A 19,867-nucleotide genomic window follows, 5' to 3' on the forward strand; every position below is an offset into this window, starting at 1 on the left:
TCGCCAAGAATTTCGTTCTTTGTACAATTGCCCGCAGACCGTCATGCTCTCCAAAATTCTATCCTGCGCAACATACGGTGTTAACGCCTACGTTGTTGAAGTTGAATCACATCTCGAGAACATGGTTCCCGGTTTCATCATTGTTGGACTTCCCGATGGTGCCGTCCGTGAGAGTCGTGAGCGGATTACCGCTGCGATCAAGAACTCAGGCCTTCCGTTCACGAAGAAGAAGATCACCGTAAATCTTGCTCCCGCCGATATCAAAAAGGAAGGATCCGCATACGATCTTCCGATGGCGATCGGCATTCTCGCTGCAAGCGGAGAAGTACAAGCTTCGATGCTCGATGACTTTGTCCTTCTCGGGGAGTTGGCGCTCGATGGCACGTTACGTCCTGTCCACGGCACATTGCCCATGGCCCTCGAAGTGCGAAAACGAAAGTTGCGTGGAATGATTGTGCCGAAGGAAAACGGGAAAGAAGCGGCAATGGTCGAAGGGATCCAGGTTTTTCCAATGACATCGCTGAAAGAAACCGTTGAGTTCATGCATGGCGATCGTTCCGCCCGCCTACCGCTGAAAGTAGACGTGAACGACCTGTTCATGAACGACCATCAGTACATGTCGGACTTCGCCGATGTGAAAGGACAAGAGAACGTGAAGCGGGCATTGGAAGTTGCAGCCGCGGGCGGCCACAACATTATCATGATTGGGCCGCCGGGGTCCGGGAAAACCATGCTCGCGAAGAGGCTACCGAGCATACTCCCGCCGCTTTCATTCGAGGAATCTCTCGAAACCACGAAGATCCATTCAGTTGCTGGCATGCTCCCGCCAGATACTGCACTCGTTGCCACGCGTCCATTTCGATCTCCCCATCATACTATTTCCGATGCGGCATTAGTAGGAGGCGGAACGGTTCCGCGCCCGGGAGAGATTTCATTATCCCATCATGGTGTCCTGTTTCTGGACGAGCTTCCCGAGTTTGCTCGAAACGTTCTGGAAGTTCTGCGCCAACCCCTTGAAGATGGACGAGTTACGATTAGTCGCTCAAAGCTTTCTGTTGAGTTCCCTGCAAACTTCATGCTCGTATGCGCAATGAACCCCTGTCCATGTGGCTTCTACACGGACCCGAACAAGGAATGCACATGCACGCAATTGATGATTCAGAAATACATGGCAAAAATTTCGGGGCCCCTGCTCGACCGGATTGATCTTCATATTGATGTGCCGGCCGTAAAATACAAGGAACTCTCAAGCAAAGAAAGTGGCGAGAAATCGGGCGAAATCCGTGAACGAGTTATTCGGGCACGGGAGATCCAGTCGAGACGTTTTCTTGAACGAAAAGGGCTCTTCGCAAATGCCGACATGCAATCGCGAGAAATCAGGGAATTTTGTCGAATCGACGGTCAGGGCGAAGAGTTGTTGAAGATGGCAATTACCAAGCTCGGCCTTTCAGCTCGTGCGTATGATCGGATACTAAAGGTCGGTAGAACAATTGCCGATCTTGAATCCAGTGCGGAGATTCGGCCCGAACATATCAGCGAGGCAATTCAGTACCGAAGTCTCGACAGAAACCTCGTCGCGTGATTCCGTTCACGAAGACACGGCGGTTAGGACTGGGAACTCACCTCGGAACTCACAAGGCCGCAAACGGATGGGTGAGTAGTCTTTCGTTACAACTTGACATTCACACAGTTCTAGAGCATATTCTGTCAGAGCCATTCGCCTACCCGGTTTTTTCTGATTTCAACATTATCTCAAATGTGTGATGGGACAACAGCAGATTCTGTTTCTCATACTAGGTGTCTGCATTCTCGGTATAACCGCTTCGGCGGGAATCATCATGGTTCAAGCGGACCAGGTTTCTTTCGAGCGCCATGTGATTGATACTGATTTCCGAGACCTCGAGGTTCGTGCCCGGGCATATCGTGCACGCTCCTTTGAAGAAGGAGGAGGCGAAGGAACCTTCATCGGGTTAACGGCCACGCCGCAGGGAATTGAAAAGCTGACGCAAAATCGCTTCACGCCGTATGCCGAATACTCCATCACAAAGAGCGGCAATTCACGCTCTGTTCAGATTGCCTGCGTCGGATATGCACCGGGAAAAAATCCCCGAAAACCAATCCACATGGTCATGACTGTGTATGCTGATTCCACACAGATAGCTATTCTCAACTGACATTCATACGTCTTTTGTCCGCGTTGTATCTCCCTTCAGTTTTTTTTACCTTGTAACGGTTCTTTCCCTATTCATGCGTAATAATCAACTATCAAGGTAGTTCATGCACAGAGTAACGCTAATTCCGGGAGATGGAATCGGCCCAAGCATTTCCGAATCAACAACAACAATCATCAAGGCAGCCGGTGTCAATATCCAGTGGGATATTGTTGAGGCCGGCCTCGCCGCTATCGACAAGTACCGCGACCCGCTTCCTCCGAATGTCATCGAGTCGATCAAGTCAACCAAAATAGCACTGAAGGGGCCGCTGACAACTCCCGTCGGTTCCGGTTTCAGAAGTGTGAATGTTGCCCTGCGAAAAGAATTCGACTTGTACTCAAACGTCCGGCCTGCACGTTCGTTTGAGGGTGTTCCTGCCCGATATGAAGGCATTGATCTCGTCATCGTCCGGGAGAACACGGAGGAGTTTTATGCAGGTATTGAGCATTATATCGACCCGTCGCGAAGTGCGGCTGAAACGATCGGCATCGTGACGAGAATGGGATCTGAGCGCATTCTCCGCTATGCCTATGAATACGCGAGGAAACATGGACGTAAGAAAGTGACAACAGTACATAAGGCGAATATTCTCAAATATACAGGTGGATTGTTTCTTGATGTGGCCCATGAAGTCGCCAAACAATACCCTGACATTGTCTCCAATGACAAAATCGTTGACAACATGGCGATGCAGATGGTTACCAACCCGCATCAGTTCGACGTAATCGTGACGACGAACTTGTTCGGCGATATTCTCTCCGATCTTGCTTCAGGATTGGTGGGTGGGTTGGGTCTGGCGCCAGGTTCCAATATCGGATATGATGTAGCGATTTTTGAGGCTGTGCACGGAAGCGCCCCTGATATTGCAGGGAAGAATATTGCAAATCCTTGCGCGTTGATACTCGCGGGAGTTATGATGTTGCGTCACATCGGGGAAGAATCGGCCGCGGAGCGAATCGAAAACGCGGTCAGCACCGTGCTGAAGGAGGGGAAATATGTAACCGCAGACCTGAAACCCGCTGCCCCTGTCAGGACGACAGAGATGACGCAGGCAATTGTCAATAAGCTGAAATAGAAGAAGGCAGCGAAGATAAGGAGTAATGGCGGATATGCCACTACTCCTTTTTCTTCGGCAATTATTGACTGAGTTTGTTTCCGTTTACATCACACATCACAACCTCACCGAGACGCATCGTGTCAATGCCATCCTTCACAATGCCCAAATCTCCGACTACCACCACGGCCATCCGCGAAGAATTGAGGTATTTGCCCGAAACGCGCTTAACATCATCGAGCGTTACTTTCTCGATGTTCTGAAGGTACATTTCGTAGTAATTCTCGGGAAGGTTGTAGAGAACGATGTTCTGCAATGCCCCGGCAATTTGTGCGGGAGTTTCAAACGTGAGTGCAAAATTCCCGCTCAAACCCTTCTTCACAAAATCCAGTTCTTCGGCTGTGATCCCGTCTTTCTGTGTTCTATCAATTTCGTAGAAGAACTCGTGCAGTGAACTGTCGGTTTTGGAAGTTGTCACTCCGGCCGACGCGGTGAACGGACCTGCTTGTTTGTTGAAAGAAAAGGATGATCGGGCACCGTAGGTAAAACCGCGTTTCTCACGGAGATTCAGGTTCAGGCGACTTGCAAACTGCCCGCCCAACGCCCGGTTCATGAGGTTGACGGCAAAGAAGTCAGGTGAATTTCTGGCAATTGCAGGAAACCCGATGCGAATCTCTGATTGTGGAGCGGCCGGTTTGTCTATCAGGTATACCATCCGCTTATCGATAGCGGGTGCAGCAGGCATTGTTGCTGCCGGAATTGCTGCGGCCTTCCAGGAAACAAAAAGCGGATCAAGTTTCTTTACAATCTCCTTCAACTTAACGTCACCGACGATGATCAATGTTGCGTTGTTCGGGCGATAGTAGGACTCGTAGAATTTCACCAAATCCTCCCGTTTCATTTCAGCGATTGAAGTCTCGTCGCCTGCGGCATTGCGCCCGTAGGGATGATCGTTACCGTAGATGATTTTGTTGAATGACAACGTGGCGATGGTTGCAGCACGGTCCTTCTGTTGCAGAAGGGCGGTTAGACGTTGCTGTCTCAGACGCTCAAATTCTTTTTCGGGAAACGTCGGATTCACCAAAACATCCGCATAGATCGCAAGGGCCTTATCCAGATGTTTCGTCATGCAGTTTAGGGTCATTGACGATCCGTCGGTGAACGCATTTATGCCGAGATTCGCGCCGATGAAATCCAATTCCTCTGCTATTTGCAGCGCATTGCGTGTCTTCGTCCCTTCATCCAACATATCGGCCGTCATTGATGCGAGTCCGGCCCGGTTTGCCGGATCGTGATCCGATCCGGTTTGAAAGACGAGGTTCATCGCGACAAGAGGCAACTCCCGTGCTTCCACCAACCAAACCGTCAAGCCGTTTTTGAGCGCAGCTTTCTGGATGTCAGGCAGGTCGACGCGCGGTACACCCTGCGCTTTTGGCCGGATTGTTCGGTCAAGTTCCTGGGTAAATGCTGTCATGCAGACTCCCAACATGAATAACGTAAGAGTAGCGGTGAACATCTTCATTCGACACCTCCTTTTCTTTCAAGTGTCTTCTTTTCGGCTGCAAGTTCTACTTTCCCTTCCGGCACAATGCTCAAGGCAACTTTGTTCCCGCCGAGAATCTTTTTGGCAACCGCCAATACTTCGGCCGGGGTAATGCCCTTGTAGCGGTCGAACTCCTTATTGATATTATTTGGATCGCCGGTGAACGTGAAATACGTTGCAAGTGAGTTTGCCTTGCCCAATACGGTAGCGAGACTGTTGGTGAGGCCTGCTTCTCTGTGGTTGATGGATGTTTGAATTTCCTTCTCTGTCACGCCATCGTTGAAGAAAATCGCCAGCTCATCATTGACGGCAGCTTCCATTTCCGTTAGTGACTTGCCGGGCTTTGCCGTTACTTCAATGGAGAACTGGCTGGAAAGTAACTGGCTTGCCTGAAACACGTTGACAGATTGGGCAACCTGCCTCTCGTAGACAAGCGTTTTATACAGACGTGAGTTCTTGCCGGCGCCAAGGATGTCGGCGATAACGTCAAGGACTGCATCCTCACGCGTATTGAGTGGTGCGCTGGGCCAGCGAAGATAGAGGCGAGGAAGCTGTACTTTGTCTTCGAACACCATACGCTTCTCGTCGCTCAGCGTGACGGGCATTGGTGACGGTCTCGGAATTTCCGTCCCTCTCGGAATTGACCCGAAGTACTTTTTCACCCATTCTTTCGCTTGAGCGGGTTTGAAATCGCCGGCGATCGACAGCACGGCGTTGTTCGGGGCATAGTAAATGCGGAAGAATTCCATCACATCCTCGAGGGTTGCGGCAGATAAATCCTCCATGTATCCGATAACCGGCCAACTGTAGGGATGTTCCTCCGGATAGATTGCTTTGGCTATTTTCTCCCACGCGGTACCGTAGGGCTGATTGTCGACATTCTGGCGGCGCTCGTTCTTCACAACGTCCCGTTGGTTGTCGAGCTTTTCTTGCGTCATGGCAGGGAGGAGGAAGCCCATTCTATCCGATTCAAGATAAAGGGCAAGTTCGAGATAGTTGCTCGGCACAACTTCAAAGTAGTTTGTCCTGTCGTTCGAGGTTGTGCCGTTAATGTTGCCCCCTACTTCCTGCAGGAGCTTGAAGTGTTCATCATCGGCGACATGCTGCGAGCCTTGGAACATCATGTGCTCGAACAAGTGGGCAAATCCCGTGCGGCCTTTCTTCTCATTCTTTGAGCCGACGTTGTACATGGCAACCACGGCGGCTACCGGTGCGGAATGGTCCTCGTGGAGAATAACCGTCAACCCGTTGTCGAGTGTATATTGCTCGAACGATACTTTGGTCTGAGCATCAGTTTGCGCGGTTGTAAGCATAAGTATGGCCCCTAGTGTAAGAACTGCAGAAAAAAGCCTGCGAAGACCCGCCGGAGGTAAGCCGGGCGGCCTGTCCTTCCTTCGTTGCATGTGGTTCTCCTTGATTGTAATGAGATGAGATTGGTGATTGTTGAATAGAAATAATATCGCCAATCTTGTACGGAAAATCCATAAAAGAGTTGTGCTAAATCGTCATAACAGGTTGATTTCATGGCGATTTCTTGTAATTTGATGGAGAGGATTTTCCCCTACCCGGTTCATTCCAATCCACGATATACAGGATATCAAAGAAAGGATGTCAGCATGATGCGCTTGTCATTATTTGTATGGCTGTTACTCATTGGAACTTCGTTGTTTGCACAAAGCATTGTGCAAGTGGTACCACTCCCGAACACTACGTACTGGAATCAGGCATGGGGTCTTGCACCTGGCGCCGGCGGTGCGCGGCTCTTCATCAGCAGCGGAACGACAACAGCCGTGTTCAATCGCGGGCATATCTACTCGCTTGATTCTAACGGTGTGGTTCTCGACAGCGTTGTCACCGGCTTGAACTCGAGCCAGGGATTGGCATGGGATGGAGAATTTTTTTGGTACATTCGCGGTAGCGGCACGACAGGACGCATCTACAAAGTGAACACTGCAGGGGCCGTCGTAGATTCAATCATTCCTCCCGCCACATCGTGGTTTCTCGGCGGGGCTTGCTGGGATGGAACCGGCTTGTGGGTTTCACTTTACTCTCCCAACGCGTCGGCAGGACTTTACAAGTACAATGTGACCACGAAAACAATCATTGATACGATTCCCTCGATCGGCCAACAACCTCAGGGTATTGCCTGGGACGGGCAATATCTGTACTACGCAATGGACTTGAACAGCACCGAGCCAAACCTGAATCTCATTTACGTCGTCAATCCTGTTACCCGTGATACAGTCCGAACGATCCCGATGCCCGAGCCGCCGAATGTGGATTCGAACCCACGAGGATTGGCGTGGGACGGGCGCTATTTGTGGCTTGTTGCGGAGCCTGTTGGTGCCGCGTCGGGGCGTTCAATTTACAAATATGACTTGAGCGGAAGCGGAACACCGGATATCGATATTGTTTCGTTGGTTGACTTTTTTGGAACTCGCATTGGACAGCCGAGAACGATCAATCTGAGCATCAGCAATTTGGGTACGGCACCTTTGCAGATCGATAGCGTTCGCATTCTACTCTCAAATCAAATGACGACGACGTTCGTCACGCCTGTTACCGTGCAACCGAATGGTTCCGTTCAGTTCCCCGTAACATACACTCCAACAACATTCGGAAAAGACTCCGCCAGCATACGTATCCACTCGAACGATCCGGACGAGGCGGCAAAAATTGTCGCTGCCCGGGGGTACGGAATCCACGGCACGCCCGTGATTCTGAGTCCCGCCAATTATGATTATGCAGCACGGCGAGTGGGCAGTTCCAACTCGTGGTTACTTACAATCGAAAATCAAGGCGGGCCGCAACTGTCGATTTCTTCGCTTGCAACGCTCACCAACGTGTTTACAATTGATTCTGTCGGATTGCCTTTACTAATCGATTCTCTCGGTTCTGCCAACGTTCGGGTGTGGTTTATGCCAACGGCGGCAACGGCATACACAGATACGTTGAAGATCACCAGCAACGCCTCGAACGGCCCCGTCACGAACATCGTGCTGACAGGAACAGGCGATGCAACTCCGGTTCCGCTCGGTCAGCCATTGTGGACCTTCACCGTTCCCAACAACCCCCGCACAAGCTCAAATCAGAAATTGACAAAGGCTGTAAGGGCCATCAGCGACATAACGGGAGATGGAAAGCCTGATGTTGTCGTATCATCAGAGAACTACTTCACGATGGCGCTCAATGGCAACGCGTCCGTTACAAACGATACGTTGTGGGCTTTCAATACGTACATTGCCAACACAAGTGCCGGCTCGATTGGTACGACAGGTGATTATTCTCATCAAAAGGCGCTTGCTGTTGCGGATCTGAATCAAGATGGATTCAAAGATGTCATCATCGGAACCGGAGGAGGGAACGAGCATGTCTATGCCATCAACGGCCGAACCGGACAGATGCTCTGGACATTCGGCACCGATCACCCTGACAGCTTTTCACTTGGCGATTTCACCGGAGTTGACGTGAGTACGGACTACAATAACGACGGCATTCCCGATGTTATCGCAGCGGCCGCGGCGACAGAATCCGGCGGTGTCGGTGGCCGTCGCAGCATTTACCTGTTCAACGGCGCAAACGGCAATCTGCTTTGGGTGTCGCCTCTTCCGGGCTTCACACACGCCGTCACAGCAATCGGTGACATCAGTGGGGATGGTGTTCCCGATGTGATTGGATGTGTCGGTGAACCGGCGTACAAAGCAAGTGCATTCAGCGGCGCAAACGGCACGTTGCTCTGGGACTTCAGCATACCAACTGCAAGCAGCGGAGGAAAAGAAGTACTGGCATGGCCGGTCACAGGCCAAACCCCCGATGTCATCGTGGGTGCGTTCTGGGGGCCCATATATCGCGTCGATGGAGAATCGGGGACACAAATGTGGTCACGTCCAACCGGCAACAGCGGTGTTATGCAACTTGTCCGCTTGAAGGACGTGACAGGCGACGGCATAGACGAAATTATTGCACCGCTTCTCGTAGGTGGAATCTACTGCATCAATGGCGCAACGGGAGATATTGTCTGGTCGTTGCCCACCGGCAACACGATGGGGGCTGTAGCAATCCCCGATCTCAATAGCGACGGATTTGACGATGTCGCTATTGCCGTGCAGAATCAGGGAACGATGATTGTGAAAGGGCAGGATGGGTCTCAACTCGCCATCTATCCGACCGGTACGGCACAAACCCGTGAAGTCGCTGTAGTACCTGATATCGATGGTAACAACAGCTATGAGATTATTATGGGGGGACAACAGGGCAACGTTGCATTGCTGTCAGGCGGAAGCGGCGTGACGAGTGTCGGCTACGGCCCGACGGGAAATCCCGAAACATACGAGTTGGGACAGAACTACCCGAACCCGTTCAATCCTGCCACAACTATCAACATCACTCTTCCTGTTTTGTCGGATGTCAGGCTGACTGTGTATGATGTGTTGGGCAAAGAAGTGAAGACTTTCCTCTATGAACAAGTACCCGCGGGCACACATCAGATTGTGTGGGATGGAAAGAACCAGGCCGGTTCATCTGTTGCAAGCGGTGTGTACTACTACCGTGTACATGCCGGAACGTGGTTTCAAACAAAGAGCATGATTCTGTTGCGTTAGGGAGAATATGAAGCGTATCGTTTTGTTAGCGTCTGCATTTTTTTGTGGTGCCGCCGTTGCGATGTCTCAAATCGCAGCACGTATTGCTGTGCAGACTGAAGAAGATGTGATTGCGTTGCATCAGTTGGGACTTCGGATTGATGATGTGAAGATTCGAGAACGAGTATCATCCGAAGGAACGAGGCGGTTTCAAGTCTCCTACAATCCTGAAAACCGGTTCGTTACCATTATCGGAAGTGAGAGGGAGATAGAAGCAGCAAAGGGGAGGGGATTCAACATCCTCTCCCTTCAGTATCTTTCCGATGAACCCTTGCCCATGCTTCATAACGCAAACATGGATACGATTGCGTTTCAATTCGGCTGGCCCCGATCGATCTTTAACGGATTGTCGCTGTACGAAAACAGTCCCACGATTGCCGATATTAACAGAGACGGGCAGTTGAATATTTCGGTTACAAACGCGTGGGGATCGTATCAACCGACAAATCCCCCGTACGTCATTACGTGGCGAAGAAACGGCGCATATTTGCCCGGCTTCCCCACTGCACTTCAACCCGGTTTCTTGCAGAGCAGCGCCGATGCCGGAATCTCTGCTGCCGGAGATATTTTCGGAGATGATAAGTTGGAGATTGTTTGCGGCGATGAAAACGGCTATCTCTACGCATTCAATGCAGACGGAACGTCACTCACAGGTTTTCCTGTAAACTTCGGCACCTTTGTGGGCGTGTTTACGCCGGCCCTTGCCGATTTTGATGGAGACGGGAAATGCGAGATCGCCGTCATCTCACACAACTGGGATTCGCCCTACGGCAATGCCTTCCTTCATCTCTTCAAAGTGACAGCAACAGGGCCGGTGGAGATGCCGGGCTTTCCCGTTGATCTGCAGAGAGGCGCACAAAACAGTCCTGCAATCGGTGACCTTGACGGCGATGGGGAGCTCGAAATCGTTGTCGGTACAGGCGGTATCGTTGCTACCCCGATTGCACGGATTATTGCCTTCCGTTCGACCGGACAAGTGATGAACGGATTTCCATTTCTTGTCGGTGCAAGCAGTGTCGGCAATTCGCCGACGTTGTATGATGTAACCAATGACGGAAAGCTCGAGATCCTTATTCGCATGAAGCCGGACAACGATATTAACGGAATCTATGCAATTGATTATCAAGGTCAGATTGTTCCGGGCTATCCGTTCCCGATTACATACGGTAACCCCGGTTCCTGCGTTGCTGTTGGTGATATAAATGGCGACGGTATTCCGGAACTCGCTTACGGAGGCGTTGAGGCTGTTGACTCCGGAAAGGTGTGGGCCTACGATCTCTCGGGCAATCTCCTCACCGGGTATCCCGCGAGAGTGTTTCGAACCTGGGTGGACGGCTCCGTTGCAATTGCCGATGTTGATGGCGACGGCAAAGGGGATGTTGTGTGCGGAACGAACGGCGTGTCCAACAAGCCCGGCGTGATCTGCGGATTCAATTATCTCGGACAAGTGGTGCAAGGATTTCCGCTGATGCCGGGCAACCCGTTGTTGAACAGCTTCGAAACCCATCCCACACTGGTTGATATTGACGGCGATGGCGACACGGAAATTTTTGCCGGACGGTTGGACAAGTATGTGTACGGCTGGGATACCCCGGGAATGTTTGATTCGACGAATGTGTGGAGAACTTTCAAAGGGAATGCTGCACGAACCGGAGGGCAGTTAAGGAGTCCCTCGGCAGTCTCGGTCAGGGATCGAGAATATCGGCCGGCGGATTTCAGGTTGGCGCAGAACTATCCAAACCCTTTCAATCCGACAACGACAATCAGAGTCAGTATCCCAGTACGAACAGATTTCAGTCTTACGATTCATGATGTACTCGGCAGGCAAATCAAGTCCTATCTGTTTGATCATGGTGCAGCCGGGGTTTACGGCATCATCTGGGATGGGACGAACGACAACGGCCAGGCCGCCGCAAGTGGTGTTTATTTCTATCACTTACGAGCCGGCTCGATCGTTCAAAGCCGGCGGATGGTGCTGGTTCGTTAAGATTGCTTGATAGTTTGATATTGTTTTAGCATTTTGCATCTATAAACAGGCGGCAGTATTCACCATCCTCGACTGCCGCCGAGCTGTTCCTTCCCACATTCCATCCTGAAGAATTTTCCGTCGCGACATTCCGATTGTTATCTCCGTCAGGAGTGGGAAATAACTTTGTATTCGTCAACAGGAGGAGTTTGTCATGGTACGAATCGTTACGGTTATCTCTGTTTTTGTCAGCATGTTCTTTCTTTTCCCGGCAATATCTCATACTCAAGTCGATGAGGTGTTGGTCACAATTCCGTCTCTTGCGGCAATTGAAGCCGTTCGGGTGGCCCCGTCAACCATTCGCTTCTATCACCGGTTGGATGATGGTTACCTCGCAGGCACTACGAGAATCGCAACATCATACCTCAAGAAGAGAGGGATAGATGTTGTGGTTGTGGATGATCAACCTTGGAGTGAATCCTACGCAATAGTGGCGAAGCCGCATCCCGGCAAAACAGATGTAAGTCTGGACAGACTGACTGGACGCATGTTACTTGCGGGCGACGATTTCATGCTTGTCAAAGGGTCGGAATCATACTTTGAGCAACTGCGTGAACAGGGTTTTGTCTGCGTGGAAATTGATAGATGGGAAGTGCCAATAGATGCGACAACAACCCGTTTGTCTGAGAGTATCGGGCAGCATCGCTACGGCTTGATTGACACGCTGATCTCGTTTGTTTCAGACACTTCCCTCAGGGACTACATACAAGCAATGCAGAATTTCGGAACGCGCTACTGGAACAACGCGAATCGGGATTCGGTATCGAAATGGGTACGGGCTAAGTACCTCGAAACGGGAATCACGGATGTCAAGCTGGATAGTTTCCAGTACAGCAGCACGTGGCAGGCAAATGTCGTTGCCACGATCCCCGGAACTGTTGATCCGTCGAAGGAGCTTATTGTGGGCGGACATCATGACTCGTACAATTCTGCAAACCAGAATCTTGCGCCCGGCGCCGATGACAATGCCTCCGGAGCAGCCGGGGCAATTGAGATGGCTCGGGTGCTGCAGTTGAGGAATTATCAACCCGCCTATACAATGCGCTTTATGGGATATGCTGCCGAAGAAGCCGGACTTCGGGGCAGCGCAAGTTATGCGCAGCGGGCGAGGGCGGCCAATCGGGATATCCGATGCATGCAGAACTATGATATGATTGCAAACCGGTATCAGGCTCCGACAGATCAAAGCGTGTATGTGGTGTGGTACACAACCAGCGAGGCGTATCGGGATTTGCATGCAACCATGATGCAGATGTACACGCCGCTTGTGCCCGTCGCCACAACGTCATATCGTTCTGGAAGCGATAGCTATTCATTCTGGCAACAGAACTATCGTACGGTGTTTTGCATTGAACGGAACTTCAGTCCGTATTATCACAGCCAGAACGATCTCCTCCAATATCTCGACATGACCTATTGTGCCAACATTGTCAAGTCGGGGCTTGCCATGTTGGTCACGCTCGATCAAATGCCTGCCTCGGTGGCGAATCTCCGGGTGCGGGACCGCGGAAACGGAACATCCTTGTATGCAGCTTGGGATAGTGTCCACGTTCCCGATTTTGCATTGTACAAAATTTATGTCGGCAGAATTCCCGGCGTGTATGACACAGTTTACACACAAACCACGCGTTCCCGAACAATTGCCGGATTAACAGAAGGTACATCCTACATTATTGGCGTTTCGATCGTTGATGTGGTTGGTCGGGAAGGAATGGTAACAGAATTGACCGGCGTCCCCCGAAGTGTACCGCTTCCGCCCGCAGGGCTCGTAACGGAGGGGCTTTCCGGCTGTGTCAAGCTGAATTGGCGAATGAACACTGAAATGGATTTGCGAGGATACAATGTGTACAGAACAATGGTGCCTATTCCAGGTTCACCGTTTATGATGCTCACTTCAACACCAACTCTTGACACACTTTGGATGGATAGCCTCCAGAATACCGGCATCTACGAATACTACGTCACGGCAGTTGATTCACAAATGCATGAAAGCGCCCCGTCGGACACAGTACAGGGGAGTGTCCTAACGGGTATCAGACACGAGGCAGGGTTCTCGCCATTCTCTTTCAGGCTTCACAGCAACTATCCGAACCCGTTCAATCCTTCAACCAGCATCCGTTATGAGGTCGGGCAATCCGGCGATGTGGAAATCCAGGTATTTGACATGTTGGGTCGGGAAGTCGCAACTCTCGTCAATGAGCGAAAGTCCGCAGGATCGTTCGTTGCCGTCTGGAATGCTGGTGAGGCTGCCAGCGGTGTCTATTATGTTCAATTGAAGGCTGAAGGTCGGATTGCCACTCACCGAATGATGTTGATGAAGTGAGAAAATGACAACGAAATCAATATGTCTGGCTGCAGTTCTGTCGGCTTGCGGATTGTTTCGTTCTGCCGATGCCCAAGTTCCGTTTAGTACATCACCGACGTGGACTTCAACGGATGTTGCAAACTACTCAACAGGTTGTGCATGGGCAGATATAAACCAGGACGGGTGGCTTGATCTCGTTGTGGCAAACGGTAACGACATGGCGCGGCAGCGGGTGGTGATTTATTTGAACAACGGGAACGGCACGCTGCCCACCACACCTTCCTGGCAGTCGTCTGATATTGACTATCATGGACATCTTTCCGTCGGCGATGTGAACGGCGACGGATATCCCGATGTTGCAGTGTCGGTGTACATTGGGGCAGCCGGCTTCAGTCAAAAGGGGAAAGTGAAGCTCTACATGAACAATAACGGCACACTTTCCTCCAACCCTACGTGGATTTCTTCAGATGCAGTGTACACGTTCAGTTGTGCTTTCGGGGATGCGGACGGCGATGGCGACCTCGATCTTGCTATTGCCGGAGGTGAATCGTACAACAACAGAGCCGAACAAAACCGCATCTACTACAACAGATCAGGGGTACTGGATTCAGTTCCGGGATGGAAGGCTCGCGATGCAGGGTATAGCTACGACGTTTCTTGGGCGGATATTGACAACGACGGAGACCTCGACCTGGTTTTTGCGAACGAAAAAGGCCCGAATAGGGTTTTCATGAACTACGGCGATTCGATTGGCACAGTACCGATTTGGAATTCCGCCGACGGAGCATTGAATGCGAATTCACTGTTCGTTGCCGATCTCGATGGTAACGGCCTGCTCGATTTGGCAGTGTCGGATAACAACCAGCTTGGAGGAACCGGCAGGTTCAAGCTGTACCGCAATCAAGGGGGAAGGTTAGATTCGATTCCGTTCTGGACTTCGTCCTTTTCGGGATATGGTTCAGGGATAAATCTTGCCGATATCGATTTTGATGGCGATCGTGATTTGATAACTGGTGGCTGGTGGAATCCGGTTCGCATCTACATGAGTCAAAACGGAAGCTTCTCAACAACGCCTCAATGGACTTCCGCCACAAATAGTGTTGTGGAAGCTATCGTCTTCGGCGACTATGATAATGACGGATTGGATACGCTGAATCTCCAATTCATCAGTAACGGTCAAACGAAATTGTACTATATACCGAGAGCGCCCATTCAACGGATCCTTCGGCTGACGTGGAACGGCGATCCCGATTCGGTTGCGCCGTTTTGCTACGATCTTGAGAACGGCTGGATTAGTTTTTCGCTGCCGGCCGGACTTGGCACACACATCGACGTGAGGGTCGTTGTGTCGCACGATTTGGATTTTGCAGTCAGCAATTGGGACAATACTATCGGCAATTACATCTTCAAGAATACCATCACAGTTTCGGTCAGCGAGCAAAATCACATTCCCCCTCAATTCAGATTGTACCGGAACTATCCCAATCCGTTCAATCCTTCAACACGAATCAAGTATGAACTGGAAAGCAACGGACTGGTTGCGTTGAAGGTATATGACATGCTTGGCAGGCAGATTGCTATTCTTGTGAATGAGGAAAAACCTCGGGGGTTACACACGATTGAGTGGGTACCGGAGGAAGGCATTTCAAGTGGCGTATATTATGTCCGATTGGAAGGAGGGGAGAAAACTGCAACAAGCCGGATGGTTTTCCTCAGATAGGAAGGTGTTACCCCTTTTTCTAAAAACCCGTCATCACGACGGGTTTTTTTGTAGCAAGCCGCTTGCCTATGAGTATAACTCTTCTATCTTGAGAGCAATCCCAAAATACCTGCAGCTATCTTGATCTCGATACGCCTTCTTCTTCTTTTCTGCGTCTTAATCTGGGGCTGGACTTTTGTTGCCACGAAAATGTGTCTGGCATATCTCGATCCGTATGAACTTGTCGGGCTACGTTTCGGCATAGGGTTGCCGGTTCTCTTTTTTGTCATCCGGTTGAAACGCCTTCGAATAGAATTTTCGAGACGTGAGTACCGCCCGTTGGCTGTCGGGGCTGTTGTCATCGGTGTTCATTTCCTTATCCAGGCTGTTGCTCTGAACTATACATCTGCAACAAACACGGGCTGGATAATCGCTGCCACCCCTCTTGCGCTTGCCGGGCTTTCTTTCCTCATTCTCAAAGAACGAATCGGGCAGAAAGAGATTGCGGGAATTGCCGTTGCAACACTCGGCATCATCATTCTCATTTCCAGAGGCGACTTCACAAGTCTCGGCTGGTTGACAAGCATTGGAGACTGGCTGATACTGGCTTCGGCCCACACCTGGGCGTTGTACACGATCTCGACGCGAGACATTTCCCGCATACGCAATCCGCTTACAGTCACGCTGTGTGTGTTCGTTCCCGTTACCGTTGTGTGTCTTTTCTACATCCTCGCTGTAAAAGACATTTCAACAATCATGGTACTTCCTGCAGATGTTCTTGTTGCTCTCCTGTTTCTGGGCGTGTTAGGAACATTGGCCCAATGGTTCTGGCAAATCGGTATAGCGAGAATAGGGGCAACGAGGGCAGGTATATTCCTTTATCTTGAGCCGATCGCAACAACCATGCTGGCAATTCCGTTATTGAACGAGTCCTTCACATTCTCTACAGCATGTGGCGGCTTGCTGGTGATGACAGCCGTGTGGTGGGCGCAACGCAAGTAACTGGGGCCTCGTATCATCTAAATATCAATAAGGAGAACAACGTATGAAGCTATTTTTGCCCTTATTCATTCTTTCTTTTGGAGTGTGTCCTGCCATCTCGCAAGAAAGCAAACACACAGTAGGATCGTTGGATTGGCTTTCGGGCACTTGGGAGATGAATATCAGGGGGCGAGTTGTTACCGAACACTGGATGAAGCCGTCCGGCAAAATGATGATGGGGACGAGCCATTCAGTAAAAGATGGAAAGACCTATGAGTATGAGTTCATCCGGCTTGTGGAGAATGATGCCGGAACAATTGAGTACATCGCCCGCCCATCTGGGCAGGAGGGGGCGAGCTTCTCACTGATCGAACTCGATGAACGAAAAGCAGTGTTCGAGAATCTCCGGCACGATTTTCCTCAACGCATCATCTATAACAGAATTTCGTCCGACTCGTTGATCGCCCGTATTGAGGGTGTCAGGGATGGCAAACGAAGGGGAGTTGATTTTCCGTATCGCAGAATTCACTGTGATTGAGGTGGTGCTATGATGCAAGAAGAAGGTTGATTGAAGATTTGTTCAAGCAACTTGAAAAAAGGAGAGAGTGTTGACTGCCTCTGATGGATGACTCCTCAGAGGCGGTTTTTTTTTTGTTCATGGCGACCTCTGAACCTACATCGTACCCAATCAATACTGATGGAGTAGCGAACGTGTGAATCATGAGCAATAATTGGAAACGGACACGACGATGAAACGACTTGCATTGTATTGTATTGTAACGAGTTATGGAGGCAGTGTGAAGGCGGTCTGCCGACTCTGCGGCACTCTATTTGCTTGTAGCACAGGTAAGGAAAAAACCACAAAGTGCATCAGGCATGAGTACGGGACAGACAATTCTGACGTTAGGGGCATTCATGCTTCTCACAACGATTCTGCTCAACTTCTATTCTGTATTGGCAAAATCAAGCGATATTGTAGAGAGTGGCCAGGACGGCATTCTCGCAACAACTTTGTCCGTATCGTACACGGAAATTGCGCAAGGCCTTGCTTTCGATGACATTACCGACACATCTGACGCTGCAATCGGGAACACCAACTTGCTGACGCCCTCGGCCTATCTTGGGCCGGATAACTACCTTGAAACAACCATTGACACGTTCAACGACTTTGATGATTTCAACAACTTCTCGATAGAGAGAGAAGCATCGGGTACGAATCGCAGATTCAGAACTACGTTCAAAGTTCATTACGTTGACCCTGCTAACGTGAACAATATTACAACGAACAGAACATTTACGAAACGGATGGATGTCAAAACGTGGCGTACGTTTCCTGCGGTCTCAGGGAAGGTCGACACATTGCGAATGTCCGTTGTGCTTGGCTATTTTCATTTCGATTGAGAGGTACGAGTGGGAGCAATCCTTGACCTTATTACGTCGACGCTGTTAGGGGCAACTATGTTGCTGATTGTATTAAATGCAAACGACATTGCTGTAGAAGCTCAAAGTGTGCACAGTGGTGACGTTCTTGTGCAGGAGTTGCTCGTATCGACAGTCCGCCTGATCGAAGGCGAATTTCGTAATATGGGGTTCGGCGTACCGGATGAAATGACAACGGTATTGCACGCTGATACCTCTTACATATCGTTCTTGTGTGATCTGGGGCGAGACGGGGGTTTCATAGATACCGTGTCATACTACATCGGGCCGACGACCGAGTTGCTGAGTACCCAGAATGAACTCGACCGCTATTTGTACCGAAAAATCAACACGGACGCTCCCTTGAAAGTGGGTGTCGTAACCATCTTTGATTTGAGATACTCAGCGCGTTCGGGTGAAGAATTACCGGCGCCTGTTCCGGACGACAGGAGGTCGGAGATATACGTTGTTGAGGTGACGGTGGAAGTCCAGAATCCCTACGCAATCAGCAGAAGGGAAGCGGAAATCAACCCGGGTGAAAGAACAGCACGCTTTTCAAGCGCACTGTGGCAACAAACACGTCTCGCATCTCAAAATTCACGACGTTGACGAAAGCAAGGAGGAGAAATGGTAGGTAGAGCATCTCTTATTGTTGTGATGGGCTATGGTTCGATTCTCGGGTATATTGCTCTGAATCTGAACCGATCGGCCACAAATGCAGTCGGCAACATGTCGACATATTATGAAGCAACAGCTTCGCACAACATCGCTCTGGCCGGAGCCAACGTCGGCCTGGCAAAGTTCTATGCGGATACAACGTGGTTCGGTACATTCACACAGAACCTCTCGAGTACGATGGGAGGCAGTTTCACTGTTACCAATACCGATTTGGGAGGCAACAAGGTGCGCTTGAGAAGTGTTTCCACCTACGTTATTCCTCCTCCGAATGCCGAAACGCTACGGGATACTATCGAAGTGTTCTTTGATAAGACACGGTACAACAGTTTCTCCATGTTTGCCTGGATGACGCAGTTTGAGGGAAATGTCTTTTGGATAACCGGCGATACAGTATGGGGGCGAATTCACTCCAATGGTAACCTCCATGTCAATGGGAGGCCCACGTTCTTTGAGAAAGTAACAACCTCAAAAAAATTCGATCCGAAACCGGGCACAGGAACAAACAAGGCCGTCTTTAAAAAGGGATATGAAACCGGCATCGCCCCGATTGACTTTCCGGACGACCTCTCGGCAGTGATAGAGGCCTCGACATCGGGCGGGGTGAAATATACAGAGAGAATTTTCGTCGATTTGGTTCCGGGTACCTCCGCGAACAATGACGGCATTGCAGTCATCAGACGCACACCGTCAGATCCATCTCCCGACACTATTGCATTAAGCAATCCGGCGTTTAACGGGGTTATCCTTTCTACGGACACGGTGCGGGTCAAGGGGACCCTTGACGGTCAGGTAACGATCGCTTCCCTCAAAGATCTGTATGTCGACGACAATGTGCGATACGAGCAAAACCCTAGGACAATGCCGAATAGCGACGACTTGCTGGGTCTTGTTGCAGAGAAGAATGTCATTGTGGCAAACAACCCTGCAAACAATACGCATTGTGAGATTGACGGCTGTGTTTTCTCCCGCGACGGCTCGTTCATGGCTGAAAAGTACAATACGCGTCCGGTAAGCGGCGAATTGCGCTTCTACGGGTCGATTGTGCAGGATACAAGAGGACCGGTCGGCACTTTCTCCGGATCCACTATCAGCAGCGGATTCTCAAAACGTTACCGGTATGACGATCGGCTTTCAAATCCCGCGTTTCGTCCCCCGTACTATCCGGGCTTCTATGTCAAGACGTACGCCATCACAAATTGGTGGGAGAGCTTTCGAGTGCCCGAGATAAGGTGATTCGCGAAGAATCGAAAGCGAGAGTTGCAACTGTTCCGGCGGTTCAATATTCTGTGTGCAGCAATTCGTTGTGCCA

At 50.5% G+C, this 19,867-nt stretch carries 14 protein-coding genes; 12 read left to right on the forward strand and 2 right to left on the reverse strand.

Going from position 1 to position 19,867, the window contains the following annotated elements:
- Positions 1-43 precede the first annotated feature (43 nt).
- From KF749_01240 to KF749_01250, 3 genes are all read left to right on the forward strand, one after another.
- Positions 44-1,582 carry a YifB family Mg chelatase-like AAA ATPase gene (locus KF749_01240; protein ID MBX2989771.1) on the forward strand — a complete coding sequence of 513 codons (1,539 nt, stop codon included), beginning with the start codon at positions 44-46 and terminating at the stop codon, positions 1,580-1,582.
- Between the two features lie 256 nt (positions 1,583-1,838).
- Complete coding sequence (locus KF749_01245; GenBank protein ID MBX2989772.1) at positions 1,839-2,174, forward strand: hypothetical protein; 336 nt, start codon at positions 1,839-1,841, stop codon at positions 2,172-2,174.
- A gap of 103 nt (positions 2,175-2,277) precedes the next feature.
- Positions 2,278-3,288, forward strand: coding sequence for an NAD-dependent isocitrate dehydrogenase (locus KF749_01250; protein MBX2989773.1), 1,011 nt, complete (start codon positions 2,278-2,280; stop codon positions 3,286-3,288).
- A 61-nt stretch (positions 3,289-3,349) separates the two neighbouring features.
- Here KF749_01250 and KF749_01255 read toward each other — a convergent pair whose 3' ends face one another.
- Both KF749_01255 and KF749_01260 read right to left on the reverse strand, forming a co-directional pair.
- Positions 3,350-4,789, reverse strand: coding sequence for an insulinase family protein (locus KF749_01255; GenBank protein MBX2989774.1), 1,440 nt, complete (start codon positions 4,787-4,789; stop codon positions 3,350-3,352).
- Positions 4,786-6,213, reverse strand: a complete 1,428-nt coding sequence (locus KF749_01260; GenBank protein MBX2989775.1) for an insulinase family protein — start codon at positions 6,211-6,213, stop codon at positions 4,786-4,788. The genes KF749_01255 and KF749_01260 overlap by 4 nt, the downstream gene beginning before the upstream one ends.
- Positions 6,214-6,426: 213 nt before the next feature.
- On the opposite strand from KF749_01260, the gene KF749_01265 reads away from it, so the two are divergent.
- From KF749_01265 to KF749_01305, 9 genes are all read left to right on the forward strand, one after another.
- Positions 6,427-9,411 (forward strand): choice-of-anchor D domain-containing protein, encoded by a 2,985-nt coding sequence (locus tag KF749_01265; protein MBX2989776.1) that lies wholly within the window; start codon positions 6,427-6,429, stop codon positions 9,409-9,411.
- A 7-nt stretch (positions 9,412-9,418) separates the two neighbouring features.
- Positions 9,419-11,437 carry a T9SS type A sorting domain-containing protein gene (locus KF749_01270; GenBank protein MBX2989777.1) on the forward strand — a complete coding sequence of 673 codons (2,019 nt, stop codon included), beginning with the start codon at positions 9,419-9,421 and terminating at the stop codon, positions 11,435-11,437.
- Between the two features lie 193 nt (positions 11,438-11,630).
- On the forward strand, positions 11,631-13,799 hold the full coding sequence (locus tag KF749_01275; protein MBX2989778.1) for a M28 family peptidase: 2,169 nt from the start codon (positions 11,631-11,633) through the stop codon (positions 13,797-13,799).
- A gap of 4 nt (positions 13,800-13,803) precedes the next feature.
- The gene (locus tag KF749_01280; protein MBX2989779.1) at positions 13,804-15,501 is read left to right on the forward strand and encodes a VCBS repeat-containing protein; all 1,698 of its coding nucleotides are present in this window, start codon (positions 13,804-13,806) and stop codon (positions 15,499-15,501) included.
- Positions 15,502-15,621: 120 nt separating this feature from the next.
- A complete protein-coding gene (locus KF749_01285; GenBank protein MBX2989780.1) occupies positions 15,622-16,482 on the forward strand; it encodes a DMT family transporter in 861 nt (286 codons plus the stop codon).
- A gap of 43 nt (positions 16,483-16,525) precedes the next feature.
- The gene (locus KF749_01290) at positions 16,526-16,999 is read left to right on the forward strand and encodes a hypothetical protein (GenBank protein MBX2989781.1); all 474 of its coding nucleotides are present in this window, start codon (positions 16,526-16,528) and stop codon (positions 16,997-16,999) included.
- A gap of 338 nt (positions 17,000-17,337) precedes the next feature.
- On the forward strand, positions 17,338-17,862 hold the full coding sequence (locus tag KF749_01295) for a hypothetical protein (GenBank protein ID MBX2989782.1): 525 nt from the start codon (positions 17,338-17,340) through the stop codon (positions 17,860-17,862).
- Between the two features lie 9 nt (positions 17,863-17,871).
- Positions 17,872-18,489 (forward strand): hypothetical protein, encoded by a 618-nt coding sequence (locus tag KF749_01300; protein MBX2989783.1) that lies wholly within the window; start codon positions 17,872-17,874, stop codon positions 18,487-18,489.
- An 18-nt stretch (positions 18,490-18,507) separates the two neighbouring features.
- A complete protein-coding gene (locus KF749_01305; protein ID MBX2989784.1) occupies positions 18,508-19,791 on the forward strand; it encodes a hypothetical protein in 1,284 nt (427 codons plus the stop codon).
- Positions 19,792-19,867 lie beyond the last annotated feature (76 nt).

The organism is Bacteroidota bacterium (genome assembly GCA_019637975.1).
Classification (GTDB): domain Bacteria; phylum Bacteroidota; class Ignavibacteria; order UBA10030; family UBA6906; genus CAADGV01.